The 21,999-nt window shown below is 35.9% G+C and carries 18 protein-coding genes and 1 tRNA gene; 16 read left to right on the forward strand and 3 right to left on the reverse strand.

Annotated elements, in window-relative coordinates:
* Nucleotides 1–246 precede the first annotated feature (246 nt).
* From feoB to ACNR9Q_RS04590, 3 genes are all read right to left on the reverse strand, one after another.
* The gene (feoB, locus tag ACNR9Q_RS04580) at nt 247–2,457 is read right to left on the reverse strand and encodes a ferrous iron transport protein B (RefSeq protein ID WP_419213433.1); all 2,211 of its coding nucleotides are present in this window, start codon (nt 2,455–2,457) and stop codon (nt 247–249) included.
* Entirely contained in the window at nt 2,454–2,699 is a 246-nt protein-coding gene (locus ACNR9Q_RS04585; protein WP_419213434.1) for a FeoA family protein, read from the reverse strand. Before ACNR9Q_RS04585 ends, feoB begins: the two co-directional genes overlap by 4 nt.
* A gap of 99 nt (nt 2,700–2,798) precedes the next feature.
* Nucleotides 2,799–3,491: an SCO family protein gene (locus tag ACNR9Q_RS04590; RefSeq protein ID WP_419213435.1), complete on the reverse strand. Its 693-nt coding sequence runs from the start codon at nt 3,489–3,491 to the stop codon at nt 2,799–2,801.
* A gap of 162 nt (nt 3,492–3,653) precedes the next feature.
* Between ACNR9Q_RS04590 and rseP the strand changes: the two genes are divergently transcribed.
* From rseP to ACNR9Q_RS04670, 16 genes are all read left to right on the forward strand, one after another.
* The gene (gene rseP / locus ACNR9Q_RS04595; protein WP_419213436.1) at nt 3,654–5,009 is read left to right on the forward strand and encodes an RIP metalloprotease RseP; all 1,356 of its coding nucleotides are present in this window, start codon (nt 3,654–3,656) and stop codon (nt 5,007–5,009) included.
* Nucleotides 5,010–5,089: 80 nt separating this feature from the next.
* Nucleotides 5,090–5,163: transfer RNA gene (locus tag ACNR9Q_RS04600), tRNA-Asn, on the forward strand.
* Between the two features lie 225 nt (nt 5,164–5,388).
* Nucleotides 5,389–6,606, forward strand: coding sequence for a site-specific integrase (locus ACNR9Q_RS04605; RefSeq protein WP_419213437.1), 1,218 nt, complete (start codon nt 5,389–5,391; stop codon nt 6,604–6,606).
* A gap of 54 nt (nt 6,607–6,660) precedes the next feature.
* Nucleotides 6,661–7,578, forward strand: a complete 918-nt coding sequence (locus ACNR9Q_RS04610) for a phospholipase D family protein (protein WP_419213438.1) — start codon at nt 6,661–6,663, stop codon at nt 7,576–7,578.
* A gap of 113 nt (nt 7,579–7,691) precedes the next feature.
* Entirely contained in the window at nt 7,692–8,036 is a 345-nt protein-coding gene (locus ACNR9Q_RS04615) for a hypothetical protein (RefSeq protein ID WP_419213439.1), read from the forward strand.
* Between the two features lie 92 nt (nt 8,037–8,128).
* Entirely contained in the window at nt 8,129–8,896 is a 768-nt protein-coding gene (locus ACNR9Q_RS04620) for an AAA family ATPase (RefSeq protein WP_419213440.1), read from the forward strand.
* A 171-nt stretch (nt 8,897–9,067) separates the two neighbouring features.
* Entirely contained in the window at nt 9,068–9,322 is a 255-nt protein-coding gene (locus tag ACNR9Q_RS04625) for a hypothetical protein (RefSeq protein WP_419213441.1), read from the forward strand.
* A gap of 188 nt (nt 9,323–9,510) precedes the next feature.
* On the forward strand, nt 9,511–10,263 hold the full coding sequence (locus ACNR9Q_RS04630; RefSeq protein ID WP_419213442.1) for a hypothetical protein: 753 nt from the start codon (nt 9,511–9,513) through the stop codon (nt 10,261–10,263).
* 113 nt (nt 10,264–10,376) lie between these two features.
* Nucleotides 10,377–11,432, forward strand: a complete 1,056-nt coding sequence (locus ACNR9Q_RS04635) for an AAA family ATPase (RefSeq protein WP_419213443.1) — start codon at nt 10,377–10,379, stop codon at nt 11,430–11,432.
* The gene (locus tag ACNR9Q_RS04640; RefSeq protein ID WP_419213444.1) at nt 11,422–12,096 is read left to right on the forward strand and encodes an NUMOD1 domain-containing DNA-binding protein; all 675 of its coding nucleotides are present in this window, start codon (nt 11,422–11,424) and stop codon (nt 12,094–12,096) included. The genes ACNR9Q_RS04635 and ACNR9Q_RS04640 overlap by 11 nt, the downstream gene beginning before the upstream one ends.
* Nucleotides 12,097–12,101: 5 nt before the next feature.
* Nucleotides 12,102–12,890: a DUF5131 family protein gene (locus ACNR9Q_RS04645; protein WP_419213445.1), complete on the forward strand. Its 789-nt coding sequence runs from the start codon at nt 12,102–12,104 to the stop codon at nt 12,888–12,890.
* Between the two features lie 166 nt (nt 12,891–13,056).
* The gene (locus ACNR9Q_RS04650) at nt 13,057–13,899 is read left to right on the forward strand and encodes a GIY-YIG nuclease family protein (protein WP_419213446.1); all 843 of its coding nucleotides are present in this window, start codon (nt 13,057–13,059) and stop codon (nt 13,897–13,899) included.
* A gap of 4 nt (nt 13,900–13,903) precedes the next feature.
* The gene (locus ACNR9Q_RS04655) at nt 13,904–14,686 is read left to right on the forward strand and encodes a DUF6602 domain-containing protein (RefSeq protein ID WP_419213447.1); all 783 of its coding nucleotides are present in this window, start codon (nt 13,904–13,906) and stop codon (nt 14,684–14,686) included.
* Between the two features lie 39 nt (nt 14,687–14,725).
* The gene (locus tag ACNR9Q_RS04660) at nt 14,726–17,485 is read left to right on the forward strand and encodes a type I restriction-modification system subunit M (protein ID WP_419213448.1); all 2,760 of its coding nucleotides are present in this window, start codon (nt 14,726–14,728) and stop codon (nt 17,483–17,485) included.
* Nucleotides 17,486–17,501: 16 nt separating this feature from the next.
* Nucleotides 17,502–18,755, forward strand: a complete 1,254-nt coding sequence (locus ACNR9Q_RS04665) for a restriction endonuclease subunit S (protein ID WP_419213449.1) — start codon at nt 17,502–17,504, stop codon at nt 18,753–18,755.
* Between the two features lie 29 nt (nt 18,756–18,784).
* Nucleotides 18,785–21,910: a type I restriction endonuclease subunit R gene (locus ACNR9Q_RS04670; RefSeq protein WP_419213450.1), complete on the forward strand. Its 3,126-nt coding sequence runs from the start codon at nt 18,785–18,787 to the stop codon at nt 21,908–21,910.
* Nucleotides 21,911–21,999: the final 89 nt, after the last annotated feature.

Consider the following 21,999-nt stretch of genomic DNA (forward strand, 5'->3'; position numbering starts at 1 on the left):
GCGTTAGGAGCTTTTTAGGGCATATTTAACTAAAAAGTAAAATGGAGCTAAAAGGTAGTTTTGAAAAATTAGGTGTAAATAAAAGAGAACTTACATTTAATGGCACCCACAATCATCTTGTCCACAGGCTTTGGAACTACTTTTTTTTGAGGACCATACCGACTTCGGGACAAAGAATTTAACCACAATATAACCAACGGCAATTCCTAAAGTTATGTAAACTAAAATGTGCTGTAACATATCATTTTATTTTAATAATTGATACGCGATCAATGCAATAATATACGCAAATAGACTCATGAAAACAAGCTGGCCGGCAGGCCATTTCCATGAATTCGTTTCTCTTTTTACTACGGCCAAGGTACTCATACACTGCATGGCGAATGCGTAGAACAACAATAGTGAAATGCCAGAGGCCAAATTGAACAATGGCTTGTTGGTTAGCGGATTTACTTCGGCGGCCATTCGGTGCTTGATGGTTTCGGTTTCTTCGGCATCATTTCCTACACTATAAATAGTGGCCAAGGTACCGACGAATACTTCCCTTGCGGCAAATGACGTCAATACGGCAATGCCAATTTTCCAATCATAACCCAAAGGTCTAACAATAGGTTCTATGGCTTTTCCCATATAACCCATATACGAATGTTCTAATTTAAACCCTGAAATCTCTTGGTTAATGGCCCTTTGCTGTAATTCGGTATGTAGCTCGGCAATACTCTCGGCGTCCTTTTTATTGGTAGGGTCGGCCTCGTAATCACTTATTTTAGCGGCCATATAGGTTTCGCTGTATGTGCTCAAACCTTGGGTTCGTACCCGTTCGGTTATAATATTTTCGGCATTTTTAAATTCATCTGAATAACCGTTGGATCCAAGAAACCAAAGAATGATGGAGATGGCAAGGATTATCTTTCCCGCCCCAAAAACAAAACTTTTTGTTTTCTCCAAAACAGTATAGCCTACGTTTTTAAGTAACGGTAGTTTGTAATTGGGCATTTCGATTACGAAGAAAGACCTGCTTTTGATATTCAATATTTTATTTAGAATCACAGCCGATAAAATGGCGGCTGCAAACCCTAATAGGTATAATAGCATTAATGTCAAAGCCTTATAACTAAGTCCTAGAAAGCTACCTTCTGGAATTACCAGAGCGATGATGATTAGATAGACAGGAAGTCTAGCCGAACATGTGGTAAAAGGGGTTACTAAAATCGTAATAAGCCGTTCTTTCCAGTTTTCGATCGTACGTGTTGCCATTACGGCCGGTATGGCACAAGCCGTACCCGATATTAAAGGGACTACACTTTTTCCACTCAAACCGAAGGGACGCATAATGCGGTCCATTAAAAAAACCACTCTGCTCATATAACCTGTTTCCTCCAGTAAGGAGATGAACAGGAATAAAAAGGCGATTTGAGGAATAAAAATGACAATACCGCCGATGCCCGCCAAGATGCCTTCTGCAATCAAATTGGTGAATACGCCGGGGGGTAAGGTATTTTTCACCCATTCGGTGGCTGAAGCAAAGAATCCATCGATCATATCCATAGGGTATTCGCTCCAACCATAAATAGCTTGAAAAATGGTCAAAAGAATCAAAAAGAAGATGAGATAGCCAAAAACTTTGTGGGTCAATATTTTGTCCAGGGTCGCCCTAAAACCTTTAGCTGCATTTAAATCTACTTTATACGTTTCCTTTAATATGCCGTTAATGAACTGGTAGCGTAAAATGGTCTCTTTTTGTTGAAGACGTTTTAGCTCGGGCTTGGATTTGGTGGCGAAAGAAGATGCGTCTTTGATCAACTTCTTTTCAATAGGCATGAAGTTGACATCTTGGGTAATGACCAACCAAAGTTTATAAAGATCCTCTTTTGGAAACGTTGTTTTAAGACGCTCAAAATATTCTGGTGAAATAACCGTAATATCTACATTTTGAACTTTCGACAAATTTTTATAGTCGGCGATAAGTTCTTTTAGCCGTTCTACACCTGTGCCCTTTCTGGTGCTAATGAGTGCAATTTTAGAGTTCAGTTTTTCTTCCAATAAATCAATATCGATGGTAATGCCCTTACGGGACATACGATCTGCCATATTGATCACTAAAATAGCAGGAATCTTTAAATCCTTTATTTGAGTGAACAGTAGTAAGTTTCGCTTCAGGTTCTCAACATCAGAAATTACAACCGCCACGTCTGGGTGATCCTTGTCGTTCTTGTTCAAAAGAAGCTCCACGGCCACACTTTCGTCCAAAGAAGTGGTATTAAGACTATACGTGCCAGGTAAATCTAATATGTGTGCTTTTACGCCTCTAGGGAGTTTGCAAATGCCTTCTTTTTTCTCAACGGTAATACCGGGATAGTTGCCCACTTTTTGATTGAGGCCCGTAAGTTGATTGAAAACGGATGTTTTTCCCGTGTTGGGATTCCCTATGAGGGCTACATTGATCTGTTTACTCATATCACGACATTCTCTTCAATGATTTCAAGAGCAATGTGTAGGGCCATTTCACGCCGTATCGCAATGTGCGAACCATTTACATTAATGTATATAGGGTCTTTTAACGGAGCCACTTGAACCAATTCTACCATATTTCCAGGTAAACAACCCAATTCTAACAATTTTATGGGCAATAAATCTTCCGTGAATTCTTTGATAATTCCTCTTTGACCTGGCTTTAAATGTGCTACGGTTGTTTCCAATCTTTATTTAGATTCATTATAAGTAAGGCAAAAGTAATGGAAATATTTTAATTAGTGAATTAATACAACTTAAAATAGGTGTAGATGATTCTACCCCGCTCATTGGTCATGCCCAACCTGTTCTGTGTAAGATGCTTTCAAGATTTCAATATCTAACAAAAGTTGATCCATATCTTCTTTATTTGTTCCGTCATAAAAGCCTCTAATACGTTTTTCTTTATCCACCAAAATAAAATTCTCGGTGTGTATCATATCAAATGGGCCACCATCGCCGTCAGTTTTAACGGCTAAATATGACTTTCGTGCCAAATCGTAAATCTGTTTTTTATCACCTGTCACCAAATTCCATTTGTTATCGTCCACTCCCTTTTCGAGCGCATATTTTTTGAGCTGTGCGACCGAATCAATTTCTGGTGTAACGGAATGGGATAGTAACAATACATTTTTATCTTCCTTTAGTTCTTCCTGTAAATCGGCCATGTTTTTTGTCATGATCGGGCAAATGGTAGGGCAGGTGGTAAAGAAGAAATCGGCTATATATATCTTGTTCTTATAATCATCTTGGGTAACCGTTTTGCCATTTTGGTTGGTTAACGAAAAATCTGCGATGGTATGGTACTTTCGTATGTGCTGAATTTCTTGTGGAACTAACTCTGTATTCACCATAGCCGGAGAATAGATAGGCAGAATTGCTTTCGGGGTTAAGGCATTGTAAAAAAGATAGATAATGACCCCGGAAAGTAAAAGGAGCGCCAGACCAAAATACTTGAACTTAGCGAAAAAAGAAAGCATTGTTATTTTTTACAAAGGTAATGCAGGGGGCCGCAGCATTCAAATAATCGGGCGACTTAAGCTGCCAAATTATTCTTAAAATGTTCTCCCCTTAACCGGTTTCTTTTTTTAAGCGGTTGTAAAAATGTACTTTTGTCCGATTTTAATATTCAGGAAACAAGAATGAGCCCCATACTAATAAAGACGATACAATTTTTTTTAAGCCTTTCCATACTTATTGTCCTACATGAACTAGGGCATTTTATACCCGCAAAACTCTTTAAGACACGTGTTGAGAAATTCTATTTGTTCTTTGACGTGAAATTCTCGCTGTTCAAAAAGAAAATTGGAGAAACCGAATATGGCATCGGCTGGTTACCATTGGGGGGGTATGTGAAAATATCGGGAATGATCGATGAGAGTATGGACAAAGAGGCCATGGCCCAAGAACCCAAAGCGTGGGAATTTCGCAGTAAACCCGCTTGGCAGCGATTGATTATTATGTTAGGGGGGGTTACGGTAAACTTTATTCTGGCGGTGATCATTTTTATAGGATTGGTTTTCGCTTATGGCGACACCTATATAGCCAATGATAGTCTTAAAGATGGTATCTGGGTAACCGAACCTGTTTTAGGGGATGCATTAGGACTTAAAACCGGAGACAAGGTTATTTCGGTTGATGGAAAACGAATAGAGGACATGAACAATATAGTTCCTGAACTGGTCTATGGTGAGTACTTGACATTAGAACGTGATGGGCAGGAGATAAAAGAGAAGATCCCGGTAGATTTTATTGAGACCCTTTCTGCAAATAAAGATAATGCAAGGTTTATAAGTTATAGGGTACCCTTTGTTATCCGGCAGATTCCACAAGATTCACCGAATGCGAACATCGGGCTTAAAGAAGGCGACGCGGTTATTGCGATAGCAGGTACTCCCGTAACCTTCCAAGATCAAGTGATTCCGGTTTTGGAGCGCTATAAAGGGCAAACGGTTTCGATTACAGTCGATAGAAAGGGTGACAAAATACCCTTACAGGCGAAGATATCCGAAGAAGGTAAACTTGGAGTTTTTGCAGGACTTAGTTCTTTTGAAGAATATGAGGAGAAAGGCTATTTTCAAGTGAAGCAGTTAGATTATACGTTTTTGGAATCTATTCCTGCCGGATGGAACAGAGGTGTAAAAACCCTTTCAGATTACATTAAAGGGATGAAAAAGATTTTCAATCCAGATACGGGTGCCTATAAAGAAGTAGGGGGCTTTGCCGCTATTGGTGGAATGTTCCCCGATACTTGGAACTGGCCTGCCTTTTGGGCAACCACGGCTTTTATATCCATTATTCTTGCCTTTATGAACATATTGCCTATTCCCGCTCTTGACGGGGGGCATGTGATGTTCCTGTTGTATGAAATGGTTACCGGAAGAAAGCCAAGTGATAAGTTTTTAGAGTATGCCCAAATCACCGGATTCTTTATTTTAATAGCCTTATTATTGTTCGCAAACGGGAACGATTTTTACAAATGGATATTTAATAAATAAAAACAGTATTTATTTATTTGGCGAGTTTTAAAAAACTACTATATTTGCACCCGCTTTAGGAAACTAAAAACGGGTTATTTTCCTCCTTAGCTCAGTTGGTTAGAGCATCTGACTGTTAATCAGAGGGTCCTTGGTTCGAGCCCAAGAGGGGGAGCAAAAAGCGAAATCCAATCTATTTATTTAGGTTGGATTTTTTGTTTGAGGTCAGTAAATATAATACTTAACAGGGACTTAGACTAAAACTACACTTTCTACCTAAAAGTCAACTTTTCACTTTATTACTTGAAATAAGGTACCCCATAGGTACCCCCTTGAAAATCCCAGGTACCCCACTTTCCGAATTGTACGTCAATTGTTTAACCTTAAAAATCAATTGATTATGAACCAAAAAAATTTATCAGTCCTTTTTTTATTAAAGAAGGATAAAACAAACCAACAAGGTATTTGCCCAATTTATTGTAGAGTGACCTATCTATACAAAAGAAAACAGTTTTCAACTGGGCAGTTCGTGAATCCAAAGGAATGGAATTCCAAGAAGCAGCAGGCCAATAACGCATGTTTTGGTAATCAGCAGATTAATCTGCAATTGGAATTGATAACTAATGAAATTAGGAAGGCCTACTTACAATTACAGTTATCTGGTGGTGAATTTAGTGTGGAAGACATTTTCACTTTTTATTCAGGTAAGCCGGTACTACAAGATTATGGGATGGTTCAATATTTCAAGGAATACCTGAAAAAGAAGGAGAAGCTTATTGGTAAGGATATCAAGCTAGTTACATGGAAAAAGTATTATTATGCCTATGTACAGGCCAAGGAATTTGTAAAATGGAAATTTGGAAAGACCGATTTACCATTAAAGAAGTTAAAACTACATTTTCTACACGATTTCGAGTTTTATTTAAAAACGGAGAGAAATCAAGTTCAAGTTACCATTAATAAGACCATACAACGATTTAGAAAACCTATTACAATAGCTGTATCAGAGGGATACTTGGAAAAGGACCCCTTTGCACAACATATGCCGGGGAGGGTTAAAAAGAATGTAGTATTCTTATCATCAGAGGAGCTTGAAAAATTGGAAATACACAATTTTGTTCAACCCAGGTTAGAGATGGTTAAAGATTTATTTGTATTCTGCTGTTACACTGGCTTGGCCTACCGAGAAATGTCCGATTTAAAAAAGGAACATATAATAAAAGGTTTCGACGGTAATCAGTGGATTCAGATGAAACGATTTAAAACGGATAAAATGATATCAGTGCCCCTTTTACCTAAAGCAAAGGCGATATTAGACAAGTATAATACGGCAGGGTCAAATGCGTTACCAAAATTCAGCAACCAAAAGATAAACTCTTATTTAAAGGAAATAGCGGGTATAGTCGGAATCAAGAAATCTATCACTCATCATATGGCTAGGAAGACCTTTGCTTCCACGGTATTGTTATATAATGATGTCCCAATGGAAATAGTAAGTGAGTTGTTAGGACATTCAAGTATGAAAATTACTCAAGAGTACTATGGAAAGGTTGTGCAAAGAAAGGTATCTTTAGAAATCAAAAGGCTTAGTGACAAAATAAGTAAGAACAAGTCTTAGTTATTATTCTCTCCTTTATAAAGATAAAAATAATGAATTTCATGAAAATATAAAATGACAGTAGAAGGACAATTTTTATTCGATAATCAATTGATTGCAGGGTTAGAAAACTTAATAAGAACTTCAAAATATGATTTATTGTTAGTATCGCCATTCATTGATTTAGATAGTAGAATTAAGGATGCTTTAAAGGAAAAAATTAATAACCCAAATTTTAAGTTACGAGTTCTATTCGGTAAAAATGAAGGAAATATTTATAGAAGTATTAAAAACGATAGTCTAGAATTTTTAAAACAGTTCCCAAACGTAGAGATAAGATATAACGATAGGTTACATGCCAAATATTATCAAAATGACACACATTTTTTAATCACGAGTTTGAATTTGTACGACTATTCTTTAGCTAATAATATTGAATGTGGATTTTTGGTATATCATACTTCAAAAGGTTTTTTAAGTAAAGTATATGAGGGTGCCGAGGGTTTGATTGACCAAGGTGTTTCGAGTATTAAATCCAATTTATTAGGTTATGAGAATAATGAAATAGATCCCTTAGATAAATTCAACCTCATTTATGATAGTTCGGAATTAAGGTATAAAAGCGAAGCTATTTTAAGGGCGAAAAAAGGAATTGGGGGATTTATAGGAAATAAGGAGATAGAAAATAAAAGCGTAATAGTTGACACCCTTAATCAAGTCGAAAAAACCATTATAAAAAAATCTGCTAAGGTTAAGTTAGATACCGAGGTAGAATCTCAAACGATTAAAGTACTTTCTTCTACCAAAATATCTAAAAAATATGGTGTTGATACAGAGTCCTTCATTACCTTGGTCGAAGAAGCTGGTTATGTAAAGGATAATAGTATTACCGAACTAGGTTTTTCAAAAGGTTTGGTCAATAAAAGTTATATGGGCAAGGAATATATAGCCTTTCCAGAGAATTTAGTATCCTTAATTAAAAATAAAATTTAATTTTTAAATTTTTTTAAACCTCCAGTGTATACTTGATAATTACGCAAACACCCCTCCCTAACCTTAGGTGAGGGGAAAATCCCCCGCCATATTTAATCTAAACTAATTAAACTATGGTTTCTGTTCAAAGATTTTTAAAAAGACAAACAAAAGAGGGTAAAGATTTTTTCGTTTTAGTACTAAGCGGGGGCGTTGTTCCAGTTAAAAGTGAAACTACAGGACGAATGTATTTTACGGCAAAGACCTGCACAGTTTCAACAACTTTTGATGAGGAAACGTGCAAACAACTAATAGGAATGCAATTTCCCGGTAGAATCGTGAAATTAGAAACCGAACCTTACCAATTTACTGTTCCTGAAACGGGGGAGGTAATTGAACTTAAACACCGTTGGGAGTATCAAGATGATACTTTGGAACCCGTATCAGAAAATGTAATTGAAGAAAGCGAGGTTTACTAAGTAATAGCTAGTAATCATTAAAAGGGCCCATTGTGGCCCTTTCTTCATTATATACATAACCAGCATTTAATTAACCTTTTAATATACATTATATGAAGCTTAACACTGCAGAAAGGCAAAACATAAAACTAAGGATTGGTATATCGGGTGCTAGCGGATTCGGCAAAACCTATTCCGCATTAAAAATGGCGTCGGGTATGGTAGATGATATATCAAAAATAGCAGTTATAGATACCGAAAATGGTAGTTCTCATATGTATGATGCATTGGGGCCATTTAAAGTATTGACATTAAACGCACCATTTTCACCAGAGAGATATATACAAGCTATTGAAACCTGCGAAAATTCAGGAATTGAGGTAATTATTATAGATAGTATTTCACATGAATGGAAAGGTGTTGGTGGATGTTTACAAATTCATCATGAACTAGGGGGTAAATTTCAAGATTGGGCTAAAATTTCGCCACGTCATCAAGGTTTTATTGATAAGATTTTGAATAGTAGCTGCCATGTGATTACAACGGTTCGTAGAAAAACCGATTATTCTATGGGTACTGATGCAAATGGTAGAGCCAAGGTTGTAAAACTAGGGACTAAGGAAATTACTAGAGAAGGCTACGAATATGAACTCACCATAAATTTCGAGTTGATTAATGAACAGCATTTGGTTAAAGCTTCAAAGGACCGTACGGGATTATTTATGAATAAACCTGAGTTCGTTATAAACATGGCTACCGGAAGAAAATTAAAGGATTTTGCAAACAGCCATAGTAATAAGTTAATGGAGGAAAAGACAAGTAGCCATAATATTCAAGGATCAGCAGATACAGAATTGCCATTGGTTCCAACCTATAAATAAATTGCCGAGGAGGAATAAAAATAAATAATTGTACAATTGCTAGGAAGCTTGTGCGTGCATGTGCAAGACCCCTAGAATTATATCATAATCTATACTACCTCTAATGATTTCCATTTATATATAATAGCTAAAAAGCCCAAGCCAAGTTTTTTGGGCTTACTTATTTGAACTATGAACGAAGATGAAATTGTTGAACTATTTAGGTATTGTTCACCTCAAAGTATTCTAGTGGTCACTTGGTACGGTAAATTAAAGACCCTTCATTGCCCTTTTACAGTAAAGGCCGAGGTCAATATAGGCAAACTTAAAAAGGGCCAGTACGCTAAGGTAGATTGGGTAAAAATCGCAACCAATGGTAAAACGGTGTTTGGAATTCAAGGGGAAGCCTATCAGTACTTTTATTTTGACATTTTAACGCACCTATAATTAAGGATTTTTCCTGGAGTCATGCTGTATTTTCCACTTTTAAGTGTTTTGAGACGGTTCCTCCACTATCAAAGAACCCCTGAAAATGTGAGTGCTCTAATTTAATAACTGCATTGTATGCATTATATTCATTAAATATTATTAGTGCAGTTAATGTACATAGTGCAGTTTAATTATAAGTATAGAATATGTTTGTTCAAATAGAATTTAGACACTTTTTTACGCAAAAAGCTTTTTGTGAACTTCAAAAGGCCTTTGCCAATTTAGATTTGGATAATAGATATGCAGCTGAAACATGGGCTGTACCGAAAATTGAACTCAAAATTAAACAAGCTTTGAAGATTTTAGGGGAAGGAGAAAATGTGTTCGAATGTGATCGTGATTTCTATGATGATTTTATAATCCCACAATTGGATTATCTCGCATCTGAACATATAGAAATGGTAAAAAATGATTGGAAAAATCAAAATATCTGGTCAAAAGAGGACCGAAAGGGTTGGTCTGAAGAAGCTTTGATTATGATACGCCAAGGGCGTGAAAATTTGCGATTTTCAAATTACTTATCAATAGAAATCAAGAGGGCAGTAGCCATACAGCTAGATGAGTTTGAAGAGTTTTTGAACGATCTTATTGATTCCCAAGACCTAGAGCTTAATCCAAAATTATGTTTCAATTGGATTCGTGCGGACGTAGAGTGCTTTTTTTATTTCTTACGTAAGAATAAACAAATTAAGGAATTATCAGATGCTCAACTAGGTAAGATAATAGATAATGTATTTGAATGCCTTCCCAATACTGATAGCCAACACCACACAAAGATAAAAGGTTCAAGAAAACACCTTAATAACCTCAAAAACGAGGATCGTTTTCCCGATGAGTCAATTAAAAGGTTAAGGAAAGTTTTTGGAGAAAGTTTTTTTAAACCCAAACCTGATATGTAAAACCTTGGAGCCGCAAAATTGGCTCCAAATATACTTCTCTCCCACATGTAGTTTTGAATTAAATCCCAAGGAAAAAGAAGATTGGGAAAAATTTTAATTTAAAACATTTCATTATGAAAAATGAAAAAACAAAGGATTTTTTGACGTTGGGGGAAGTGCTGGAAGAGCAGAAAAAGAGGCCTCCAATTAAGTATTTATGGTCTGGAATAAAGGAAAAATCCTTCGGTTTGGTGTTTGGACCATCAAAAAGCGGAAAGACAATTTTCTGCGAAAACTTTGCTTTTAAAATAGCAATCGGGGAGACTCAGTTTTTGGGAGAAAAACTTAACATCCAACAACCACAAAAGGTACTTTTTGTAGGATTAGAGGAGTTTTGGGAATATCGTGTTGCTAGGAATGAAAAGCAAATGCTTACTTATGATAGTAGCAACATTAGTCTATTAGAAGCGAATTACTTATACCAACCCTTTGAATTCAAAGGAAAAATAATAACTAAACAGGATTGGGAGCAATTAGACCTTTTGGTAAAAAAGTCAAAAGCTAGTTTTGTAGTTATTGATAGTATAACCAGATTAAACCATGGTAAGCTTGAGGATAGTGAAACAGCTGAATCTATCCTCCAAAACCTTAGAAATATATGCTATGATAATGGTGTTACCCTAATTTGTATTCATCACACCCCAAAAATGTATGGAAAGCCCTTAGATATGGATTCTATAAAGGGAAGTTCAGTTTTTGCCCAAGAGTCTGATTTTGCTATAGGTATTAACAAAACGGCACAGGAAGACAGGTATGTTAAAAATGTTTTCTTCAGATATGCGGCAGATTGCAGCGATAGTGTTAAGGAAGTAAATATTGATGAGAATACAATAATCCATTTAGTTGGAAGGACAACGGAACAAAAATTATTAAATAAAACGGATAGAAGGAGGTCTAATGATAGTAGGGACCTAATTATAGAATATTTAGATAGAACACCATGTGTTCTTTACAAAACGGCGGATTTGGTTAAGGCACTTACCAAAAAACTCAATATTAAAGACAGGCAAGTAAAAGACTATCTTAAAAGATTGGTTGAGGAAGGAGATGTTTCTAATCCTAAGAGAGGTTACTATCAATCCATCAAATGCTGTAATAATCAAGGAAAGGAGGCTAACGATGAAGCCTAAAAAAATTATCTATAAAGTAACCTGTACTATTACTAATGAAGTTTATGTTGGTGCTACTAGTCGTAGTATAGAAGAACGTAAAAAGGACCACGAACAGAAAGCAAAAAAGGGCGTGGGGTCCTATTTTCAAAATGCAATTGCTACGAATGGTCCAGATGCTTTCATATGGGAGCAGATAGATACCGCAAATAGTATTGATGAACTTGCACAAAAAGAACGAACTTATGTGTTGAAGTATAAAAGTTATGACCATGGTTTTAATAGTGACCAAGGGGGTGGGCTCCAAAAGAGTGTCCATCAATATGGTTTAGATAAATCATATTTAAACACATTTAGCAGCTTAGAAGAAGCTGCAAAAGCAATTGATGGCAAGGAAAAATCAGTTAGTAACGCTTGCCTTGGCTATAATATAACGTATAGGGGTTATTATTGGAGCTACATGAAGAGTAACAACTATGCGGGTATTCCCGATAGAAGAAAGAAAAAGGTAATACAATTCACCCTCCTTGGCAATACTATTGCAGTTTATGATTCTGTTGCAGATGCAAGTAAAGCGACGGGAATTTCTAAAACGTGTATTTCTCGCTGTTGCCGGGGAGAAAGACAAAATTCGGGTGGTTTTTCTTGGGGTTATGTTGAAAATGATTCATTAAATAAAATTTAAGAATCATGGAAAACACTAAAATCCAATGGGCAGATGATACATGGAACCCATGGTACGGGTGCGAAAAGATTTCATCTGGCTGTAAATACTGTTATATGTATCGTGACCAAGAACGTTATGGTAAAAATCCGAAAGCTATAACTAGAAGTAAGACTAAATTTAAATATCCATTAACGCAAAAGGAACCGAGATTAATATTTACATGCTCATTGTCCGATTGGTTTTTACCAGAAGCGGATGAATGGCGAGATGAAGCGTGGGGAATCATAAAAAAAACCCCTCAGCATACTTACCAAATTTTGACAAAGCGTCCAGAACGCATTAAGGAGAACCTACCATATAATTTTGAAAGCTATAAAAATGTATGGATAGGGGTATCGGTGGAAACTCAAGATCATGTAAGTCGTTTAGACTACTTGCAAGAGTTGCCATGCATCACCTTCGCTAGTTTTGAACCATTGATAGGTCCAATTCAATGGAATTCTTCTATGAACCGTTTAGATTGGTGTATTGTTGGTGGGGAAAGTGGTAATGATTACGGAAACTACCGCTATAGACCTATGGAACTTTCTTGGGCAGAGGATTTGGTGCTTAAGGCCAAGGATCAGAAGGTGGCATGTTTCGTTAAACAGCTAGGTACGTATCAGGCTAAGAAACTAAGACTAATTGATAAGGATGGTGGTAATATTGAAGAGTTTCCTATTACCTTTAAAGTCAGAGACTATCCCTGCAGCTACATTGAAAAACTAGAAAAACGAAGTAGTTCAGATACTCAATTAACATTTGATTTTTAAGAATTGTATTTTTGAAAAATGGCAATTTAATGATTGCCGTTTACTATTTTGATTTGTATAATAATACCAAAATTAATTCTAATAGGGGTTTAGGCATTAATAATTAAGCACACCCAACTAAAAAGTATGATAATCACTACTTTAGTGATTTGAGATAAAACCATCCATGATTAGACCACAAACCATTCAAATATTCCTACCTGACGGTTCACCTAGAAGTGTAAAAATTGCGGAAATCACCAATAGAGTTGTAAAAGCTATCTTAGTGCCTAGGAACAAAATAGAGTACATCTCAACGAGAATTGAGCTAAATAATGTGGGCATCTATTTCCTGTTTGGAGAGTCTGCTGAAAAAGCCAAGCCCCTCGTTTACATCGGCGAAGCAGAAGATTGTCTGGATAGAATTAAGCAACATAACAAATCGAAAGACTTTTGGAACTATGCCGTGGTCATGGTCTCAAAAATAAATGCCTTTACAAAGTCGCATGCAAAGTATCTAGAACATATTGCCGTTGCCAAGGCAAAAGAAGCCAATAGGTTTGAAGTGGAGAATAGCATGATTCCAACAAAATCTTTTGTGACCGAATCCATGGAAGCTGATTTATTAGACAGTTTTGAAACAATAACAATTTTATTGACAACTTTAGGATTTCCAGTTTTTGAGAAAGTTGGAAAAGCACAGGTTCCTATTAAGGAGCTTTTAATTTTAAATGGTAGAGGTGTAAGGGCAGAAGGCGATTTAATTGATGATGGTTTTGTGGTTTTTAAACATTCACAAGCTAAAATTGACACAGTGCCTTCTTGTCATGAGTACTTAATTAACCTACGACAAAAATTAAAATCCAACGAAATATTGGTAGAAGCTAATGGAATATTACTATTTGCAGAGGATTATGTTTTTAGTTCTCCTAGTACCGCCGGTGGGGTAGTTTTAGGGCGCTCAACCAACGGCTGGAAAAAATGGAAAGATAAAAACGGAAAAACATTAGACGAACTTAAAAGACAATAAAAATATGCCTACTGTTAATACTTTAGCTTTTCAACGCTCGGTTAATCGAGAATTAGATACGATAAAAAATAGAGTTAGAGACCTAATTGGCAATGCCAATTGGGGGGATGATGGGAGATATAAAGAAGAAAAATTTAAATCAATATTGCGCGAAAAACTACCTGCTTATTTATCAGTAGGCACTGGGTTTATTTCAAATCAAATTTCACCAACGGAAAGTATAGTTTCTAAACAAATCGACATTTTAGTTTATAACAACAATATATCACCTTTATTCAAAGAAGGAGATTTTGTAATAGTCATGCAAAATTCAGTTAAAGCTATTGTTGAGGTAAAGTCAAAAGCTTCATCCAATAGAACACATAAGAACGGCTTATATAAAATAGTGGAAAACTTCAATTCAATTACAAGATTTCCGAATGTCGCCAGAACTGATAATAACAGGATTTTTAGGGGACTTATTTCTTTTGACTACCAAGGGAGAGTAAACTCTTCTGTAATTGATGATTCAGTAAGATTATCCAGTGGAATTATAAATCATTTCTCGTTAGGAGGCAATATATTTATCAGACATTGGTTGGATGGAATAGGTCTCCATCCACCTTTAGAGTCAGATTGTAGTGCGAACTTCTACAATGTCTATGAATTAGAAGAATTATCCCATGCTTATTTTATTTCAAATCTAATACATATGACAACGTTTGAAGACCTAACTGATCGGTATTTTATGGATTTTCCAATTGAGGGTAGTAAAGAGACTAAAAGGAATAGAACTATTTGTCTTTAAAAGACAGAATTATACAATAATTGCGTTTAGCAAAAAAATATGAACAAACAACAACTAGCCGCCAAAATCTGGGAATCTGCGAACCAAATGCGTTCCAAAATTGAGGCAAATGAATACAAAGATTATATTCTTGGCTTCATATTTTATAAATACCTATCGGAAAAGCAAATACAATTCGCTAAAAATCAAGATTTCACCCAAGAGGATATTGAAGCCCTGAACGAACAGGATACCGAAACGGTTGACTTCATTAAAAAAAACATAGGTTACTTTATAGCTTATGATGATTTGTTCAGCACTTGGATTAATGCAGGGAAGGATTTTGACGTTTCCAACGTACGTGAAGCCCTTTCTGCTTTCAGCCGACTAATTAGCCCTAAGCACAAAAAACTTTTTGATGGTGTTTTTAATACCCTAGAAACCGGTTTAAGTAAACTTGGTGATACCGCAGCTAAACAAACCAAAGCCATTGCGGACTTGTTACATTTAATTAAGGATATTCCAATGGACGGAAAGCAAGACTATGATGTTCTTGGTTTTATCTATGAGTACCTTATTGAAAAATTTGCAGCCAATGCGGGTAAAAAAGCAGGAGAGTTTTATACACCACACGAAGTATCGGTATTAATTTCAGAAATTATATCTGACCATTTAAAAGACCGCAAACAGATAGAGATTTACGATTCATGTAGTGGTTCTGCTTCATTGCTTATTAATATTGGTAACAGTGTCGCAAAGTATATGGATGATGAAAACAACATCAAATACTACGCACAAGAGTTAAAGCAAAATACCTATAACCTTACCAGAATGAACTTGGTAATGCGTGGTATTTTGCCAACAAACATTCAAACCCGTAATGGTGATACGCTAGAAGACGACTGGCCGTTCTTTGATGAAAACGACCCACTAGGTAGCTACAATACTTTGTATTTAGATGCGGTAGTATCTAACCCACCTTACTCACAAAAATGGACATCTGCCAATAAAGAAGCAGACCCACGTTATGCACGTTTTGGTCTAGCTCCAAAGACCAAAGCAGATTTTGCATTTCTATTGCATGACCTTTACCACTTGAAACCAGATGGTATAATGAATATTGTACTCCCACACGGTGTGCTGTTCCGTGGTGGTGAAGAAGGTAAAATACGTAAACAACTTATTGAGAAAAACCATATTGATGCCATAATTGGGTTGCCATCAGGTATATTTTTTGGTACAGGCATTCCTACTATTATTATAGTATTGAAACAGAAACGGGATAATACAAATACCTTAATTATTGATGCCTCTAAAGGTTTTAAAAAAGATGGCAAAAACAATAAGCTACGTGCTAGTGATATTAGGCGTATTGCAGATGCGGTGCGTGACAGAGCTACGATACCAAAATTTTCAAGAACCGTTGAGCGTGATGAAATACGTAACAACGAGTACAACCTAAACATACCACGTTATGTAGACTCTTCAGAGCCTACCGAAAAATGGGATATCTATGCGTCTATGTTTGGCGGTATTCCGGTAAATGAAATAGATGAACTTCAAAAGTATTGGAATGCGTTCCCAGACTTACGTGAAGCATTGTTTGAACGGACCACAGCCGTAAATGCCAAGCTCAAGGTTGACGATTTAAAAGAAAGCATTGTAAATTATGCTAATATTACGGCTTTTAAAAAAGCATATACTCTAGCATTTAAGGACTTTGACCAATACCTTACTCAACGCTTAGTTAGCAACACAGCAACCGTTAAGATTAACAAAGAGAAAACCATATTAAGTAACGACATTTTTAAACGTCTAGAGACTATACCACTTATAGATAAGTACAAAGCTTACCAACTACTAGATGATAACTGGGAAACTATAAAGGCAGACCTAGAAATTATACAGACGGAAGGCTTTGATACCACACGTGTAGTAGAGCCTAATTTGGTAACCAAAAAGAAAAATGGTAAAGACACTGAAGAGCAAGAAGGATGGAAGGGTCGTATTATGCCATTTATACTAGTACAAGAACGGTATTTAACTAAGGAGCTCAAAGCGCTCACTGTAAAAGAAAACCGACTTACCAAGATAGCCACAGAGTTAGAAGAAATTATTGAAGGGCTACCAGAAGAAGAAAAAGATAGTAGCCTGCTTAATGATAAAAGTGATGCCTTTGTAGCTAAGGAGTTAAACGAGGTTGTAAAAGAAGCCTATGCAGAGGTAGAAACTCCTGAGATTAATGCACTTAAAGTCTATCAAGAACTACTAGATAATAAAGCACGTAAACCGGAGAAAGAAGCTTTTATAAAAGCCAATAAAGTCGTACAGTGGAATGATATGGATGCCAATAAAGATGGTACGTATAGTAAAACTACAGTAAACAAGTACCTATCTCAATTGCAGAGTGTTTTTACTTTTGATGAAGATACCTTTGAGTTCCAAATAGTAAAGGCAAGCCAATTACTTATAGAGCAAAAGGACCTAAAAGCAAAAATTAAAAAAGAAGCTGCTGCACTCCACATGCTCACTAAAGAAACTATTGAAAATTTAAGCGATGCACAGATAAATGACCTGCTTGAACATAAATGGGTACAACCATTAGTTAAAGCATTAGAAAATATGCCTGATGCCATTATAGATACGCTTTCTCGAAAGTTACAGCAACTAGCGGATAAATATGCTACTACCTATGGTGATGTAGCCAAAGACATTAAGCAAGCCGAAAACCAACTTGCAGGGCTATTGGACGACCTTACAGGAAACGAGCACGATTTAAAAGCTTTGAATGAGTTTAAAAACCTCTTAAAAACCTCTTAAAAACTGATTCATAAATATGGCTACAGAAAATAAAAGCCCAGAAATACGGTTTGCTGGATTTACTAAAAATTGGGAAGAAAAAACATTTGATACGGTTTTTAATTTTTCAACTGGTCGAAATATAAAACAAAACGAAGCATCACCAGACTTTCAAACACCCTGTGTAAGGTATGGAGAGCTATATCATATGTATAATGAGGTAATTGATAAAGTAATTAACCGAACCGATTTAGATAAAGCTGACCTTAACTTTAGTGTTGGAAACGAAATTTTATTGCCATCTGCTGGTGAAGACCCTTTGGATATAGGTTCAGCGTCTGCCTTAACAATCCCTAACGTCGCAATAGGAAGAACCATAAATATATTAAGTCCAAAGAACGATTCAGATTATTCTCAAATATTTGCCTCCTATTATATCAATACCAAACTTAGAGTTAAAATTGCTTCTTTAGCAAAAGGTGTTAGTATAAGTAATGTTTATAATTCTGATTTAAGAAATTTAAAAATTAACCTTCCTGTTCTAAGTGAACAAAACCATATTGGCGATTTTTTACAGAATCTTGACAAACTAATTATAATACATAAAACCCAACTGACAAAACTCAAAAACCTAAAAAAAGCAATGCTCGTTAAAATGTTTCCTCAAGAGGGCGCTACCGTCCCAGAGATACGTTTTAAAGGCTTTGATGGGGAGTGGGAGAATTATCAACTTGGTAATATCGGTAACACATTTACAGGTCTCTCAGGAAAAACCAAAGAGGACTTTGGAAAAGGAGAAGCTCGTTATATTCCGTACACAAATGTTTTCAACAATGAAGTTACTGACAGAAATCAATTAGAAAAAATTGAAATTGATAATTCACAGAGTACTGTCAATTATGGTGATGTGCTATTTACGACTTCTTCAGAAACTCCAGAAGAGGTTGGAATGTCTTCCGTATGGTTGGAGAAAGATGAAAACGTTTATTTAAACAGTTTCTGTTTCGGATATCGATTTAAAGAAAAAGTAGATAATTATTTTATAGCTTATTATATGCGCTCTCAATATTTTAGGGAAAATATGAAAATTCTAGCTCAGGGTATATCCAGATTTAATATATCTAAAACTAAGGTTATGGAGATAGATATTTTACTACCTAAAGAGACAGAACAAATAAAAATAGGTAAGTATTTCACAAATCTTGATAACCTAATTTTAAATCACAATGAGCAACTGAAAAAACTAAATAGCATTAAAAAAGTCTGCCTTAGTAAAATGTTTGTCGCTTAAAACCAACCCAACTAGTACCGTTTATAAATATGATTTTTAATAATGAAAGTGATTTTGAAGGAGCTGTTATAGAAGCCTTATCGCATAAAGGTTGGGAAAGTGAGGTCATTAAAAACCCTAAAGAAAAAGACTTACTAGACAATTGGGCAAACATTCTCTTTGAGAATAACCGCGATATAGACCGCCTTAACGACCACCCACTTACAGAGGGTGAGATGCAACAAATATTAGAACAGGTAAACACCTTACGTACACCGCTTAAGCTTAATGGTTTTATAAATGGTAAAACGGTAGCCATCACTAGAGATAATGAAAAGGACACTTTGCATTTTGGTAAAGAAGTAAGTCTTAAAATTTATGACCGCCACGAAATTGCTGCTGGGCAAAGTAGGTATCAAATAGCACAACAACCCCAATACAAAAGTAAATCTAACATACTAGGTGACCGCCGTGGAGATTTGATATTGCTTATAAACGGTATGCCACTTATACACATAGAGCTTAAAAAAAGTAATGTTCCAGTAAGTCAAGCATACCATCAGATAGAAAAGTACGCACGTGCTGGTGTTTTTACAGGCTTGTTTTCTTTAGTACAAGTTTTTGTAGCCATGGAGCCTAACGAAACAAGGTACTTTGCAAACCCTGGTCCAGATGGTAAATTCAATAAAGACTATTATTTTCAATGGGCAGATTTTAATAATGAGCCTATAAATTTATGGAGTGATGTAGTTACCTATTTACTCTCTATACCTATGGCGCATCAGCTTATAGGGTTTTACACTGTACCAGATACCAGTGATGGCGTGCTTAAAGTAATGCGTAGCTATCAATACTATGCAGCAAGTGCCATAAGTGATAAAGTAGCAAAAACAGATTTGAAGAGTCGGCAAGCACTAGGCGGGTATGTATGGCACACTACAGGCTCTGGTAAAACAATGACCAGTTTTAAAAGTGCACAGCTTATTGCCAACTCAAAAGATGCGGACAAGGTAATTTTCTTAATGGACAGAATAGAGCTTGGCACGCAATCTTTAAAAGAATACCGTGGCTTTAGTGATGACAATGAAGATGTACAAGCAACGGAGAACACTGGAGTTTTGGTAACAAAACTTAAAAGTGACGACCCAGCTAATACGTTGATTGTTACCTCTATTCAAAAAATGAGCCTCATTACTGAGGAGGAGGGTACTAAAGGTGCAGACATAGCCATAATGAATAGTAAGCGAATTGTATTCATTGTAGATGAAGCACACCGTAGCACTTTTGGCGACATGCTAATCACTATAAAAAAGACCTTTCCTTGGGCTATATTTTTCGGCTTTACAGGTACGCCCATACAAGATGAAAACCAAAAGAAACTTAACACAACCGCTACCGTTTTTGGAGACGAGTTACACCGTTACAGCATTGCGGATGGTATACGAGATGGCAACGTATTAGGCTTTGATCCCTATAAAATTACAACTTATAGAGATAAAGATTTACGCAGGGAGATAGCCTTGGAAAAATCTAAGGCATCCAACGTGAAAGATGCATTGAGCGACACAAAAAAAAAGAAAATATTCTTGAAGTATATGAACGATCTGCCTATGGCAGGTTCATATAATGATGCAGGTAGCTACGAAACTGGTATAGAAGACTATTTGCTTAATGCGCAATATGATCGTGAGCAGCACATTTCAATAGTAGTAAAAGATATTTTAGATCATTGGCTCATTTCAAGTCAGAATGGAAAGTTCCACGCAATTTTTGCTACTAGTAGTATACCCATGGCAATTCGTTATTATAGAACGTTAAAGCTTGTTAAGCCAGACTTGAAAACCACAGCACTATTTGATCCTACTATTGATAACAATGGCAATTCTGAATATAAGGAAGATGCACTTATAGAAATTATAGAAAACTACAATGCCCAATATGACCAAGATTTTAAGTTAGCAAACTATTCTAAAATGAAAAAGGATATTGCTTCTAGAATGTCTCATAAAGCGCCATACCTAAGAATAGAGAAAGAACCCGAGAAGCAATTGGACATATTAATTGTAGTAGACCAAATGCTTACCGGTTTTGATAGTAAGTGGGTAAATACCTTGTATATGGACAAGAAAATGGAGTATGAAAACATTATACAAGCATTTTCACGTACCAACCGTCTCTTTAAACGTGATGAAAAACCACATGGTACTATAAGGTATTATCGTTACCCACATAGTATGGAGCGAAATATTAACGCAGCCATAAAATTATATTCTGGTGATAAGGTAGCGGGCTTGTTTGTAGAGCGTTTACCTCACAATTTAAAAGCAATGAATGCGGTGTATGACGAAATTGCACAATTATTTGAACTAGCAGGAGTTTCCAATTTTGAAAAGCTACCAGATGACCTTACGGAACGTGGTCGTTTTGCCAAGTTATTTAATGCTTTCAATATGTATTTAGAAGCAGCTAAAGTACAACGCTTCGTGTGGGATAAATTAGATTACACTTTCGGAAAAGGTAAAAAGAAAGAAACTATTACGCTAGCTTTAGATAAACATACCTATGATATTTTAGTTTTACGTTATAAAGAGCTTTCAGGGTCTGGTGATGGAGGAATGGGTTTTGGGGTTCCTTATGAGATTGAAGGACATATAACAGAAATAGATACGGGTAAAATTGATGCCGATTATATGAACTCTCGTTTTGCAAAGTATCTAAAAAAACTGCAAGATGAAGCGATTAGTAAAGAAGAGGTACAACAAACACTGAATGAGTTGCATAAATCTTTTGCAAGCCTTACCCAAGAACAACAGAAGTATGCTAATTTATTCTTGCATGATGTACAGCGTGGTAATGTAAAGCTAGAAGCAGGTAAAACACTTCAAGACTACATTACATTATACCAATACAATGCAAAAAATGACCAAATACGCAAACTAGCTACAGTATTAGATTTAGATGAAGCTCGTTTACGTAGTATGATGGATGCAGGTCTAACCGCAAAAAATATCGACGAGTATGGTAGGTTCTCAGACCTAAAAGATACCGTAAACAAGGAAAAAGCTAAAGATTATTTTGAAACATTGGAGGGTAAAAAGCTCCCTCAGTTTAAAGTTAATATCCGTGTTGATAGTTTATTACAGAAATTTATTTTAGAAGGTGGGTTTGAGTTTTAAAACTCAAAGAGCCTTTTCATATTCAAGATAATAAGTAAATTAGTTGAAAAATATAATTAAAAAGGGCATACAATTCGGATACCCATTAA

This window comes from Maribacter sp. X9, from assembly GCF_048537565.1.
GTDB lineage: Bacteria > Bacteroidota > Bacteroidia > Flavobacteriales > Flavobacteriaceae > Maribacter.

What these genes read in the sequence shown, in the direction of transcription:
- feoB (WP_419213433.1), bottom strand. Translation starts at nt 2,457, where the DNA reads ATGAGTAAACAGATCAATGTAGCCCTCATAGGGAATCCCAACACGGGA.
- ACNR9Q_RS04645 (WP_419213445.1), top strand. Translation starts at nt 12,102, where the DNA reads ATGGAAAACACTAAAATCCAATGGGCAGATGATACATGGAACCCATGG.
- ACNR9Q_RS04620 (WP_419213440.1), top strand. Translation starts at nt 8,129, where the DNA reads ATGAAGCTTAACACTGCAGAAAGGCAAAACATAAAACTAAGGATTGGT.
- ACNR9Q_RS04660 (WP_419213448.1), top strand. Translation starts at nt 14,726, where the DNA reads ATGAACAAACAACAACTAGCCGCCAAAATCTGGGAATCTGCGAACCAA.
- rseP (WP_419213436.1), top strand. Translation starts at nt 3,654, where the DNA reads ATGAGCCCCATACTAATAAAGACGATACAATTTTTTTTAAGCCTTTCC.
- ACNR9Q_RS04610 (WP_419213438.1), top strand. Translation starts at nt 6,661, where the DNA reads ATGACAGTAGAAGGACAATTTTTATTCGATAATCAATTGATTGCAGGG.
- ACNR9Q_RS04640 (WP_419213444.1), top strand. Translation starts at nt 11,422, where the DNA reads ATGAAGCCTAAAAAAATTATCTATAAAGTAACCTGTACTATTACTAAT.
- ACNR9Q_RS04650 (WP_419213446.1), top strand. Translation starts at nt 13,057, where the DNA reads ATGATTAGACCACAAACCATTCAAATATTCCTACCTGACGGTTCACCT.
- ACNR9Q_RS04670 (WP_419213450.1), top strand. Translation starts at nt 18,785, where the DNA reads ATGATTTTTAATAATGAAAGTGATTTTGAAGGAGCTGTTATAGAAGCC.
- ACNR9Q_RS04655 (WP_419213447.1), top strand. Translation starts at nt 13,904, where the DNA reads ATGCCTACTGTTAATACTTTAGCTTTTCAACGCTCGGTTAATCGAGAA.
- ACNR9Q_RS04605 (WP_419213437.1), top strand. Translation starts at nt 5,389, where the DNA reads ATGAACCAAAAAAATTTATCAGTCCTTTTTTTATTAAAGAAGGATAAA.
- ACNR9Q_RS04625 (WP_419213441.1), top strand. Translation starts at nt 9,068, where the DNA reads ATGAACGAAGATGAAATTGTTGAACTATTTAGGTATTGTTCACCTCAA.
- ACNR9Q_RS04615 (WP_419213439.1), top strand. Translation starts at nt 7,692, where the DNA reads ATGGTTTCTGTTCAAAGATTTTTAAAAAGACAAACAAAAGAGGGTAAA.
- ACNR9Q_RS04590 (WP_419213435.1), bottom strand. Translation starts at nt 3,491, where the DNA reads ATGCTTTCTTTTTTCGCTAAGTTCAAGTATTTTGGTCTGGCGCTCCTT.
- ACNR9Q_RS04665 (WP_419213449.1), top strand. Translation starts at nt 17,502, where the DNA reads ATGGCTACAGAAAATAAAAGCCCAGAAATACGGTTTGCTGGATTTACT.
- ACNR9Q_RS04630 (WP_419213442.1), top strand. Translation starts at nt 9,511, where the DNA reads ATGTTTGTTCAAATAGAATTTAGACACTTTTTTACGCAAAAAGCTTTT.
- ACNR9Q_RS04635 (WP_419213443.1), top strand. Translation starts at nt 10,377, where the DNA reads ATGAAAAATGAAAAAACAAAGGATTTTTTGACGTTGGGGGAAGTGCTG.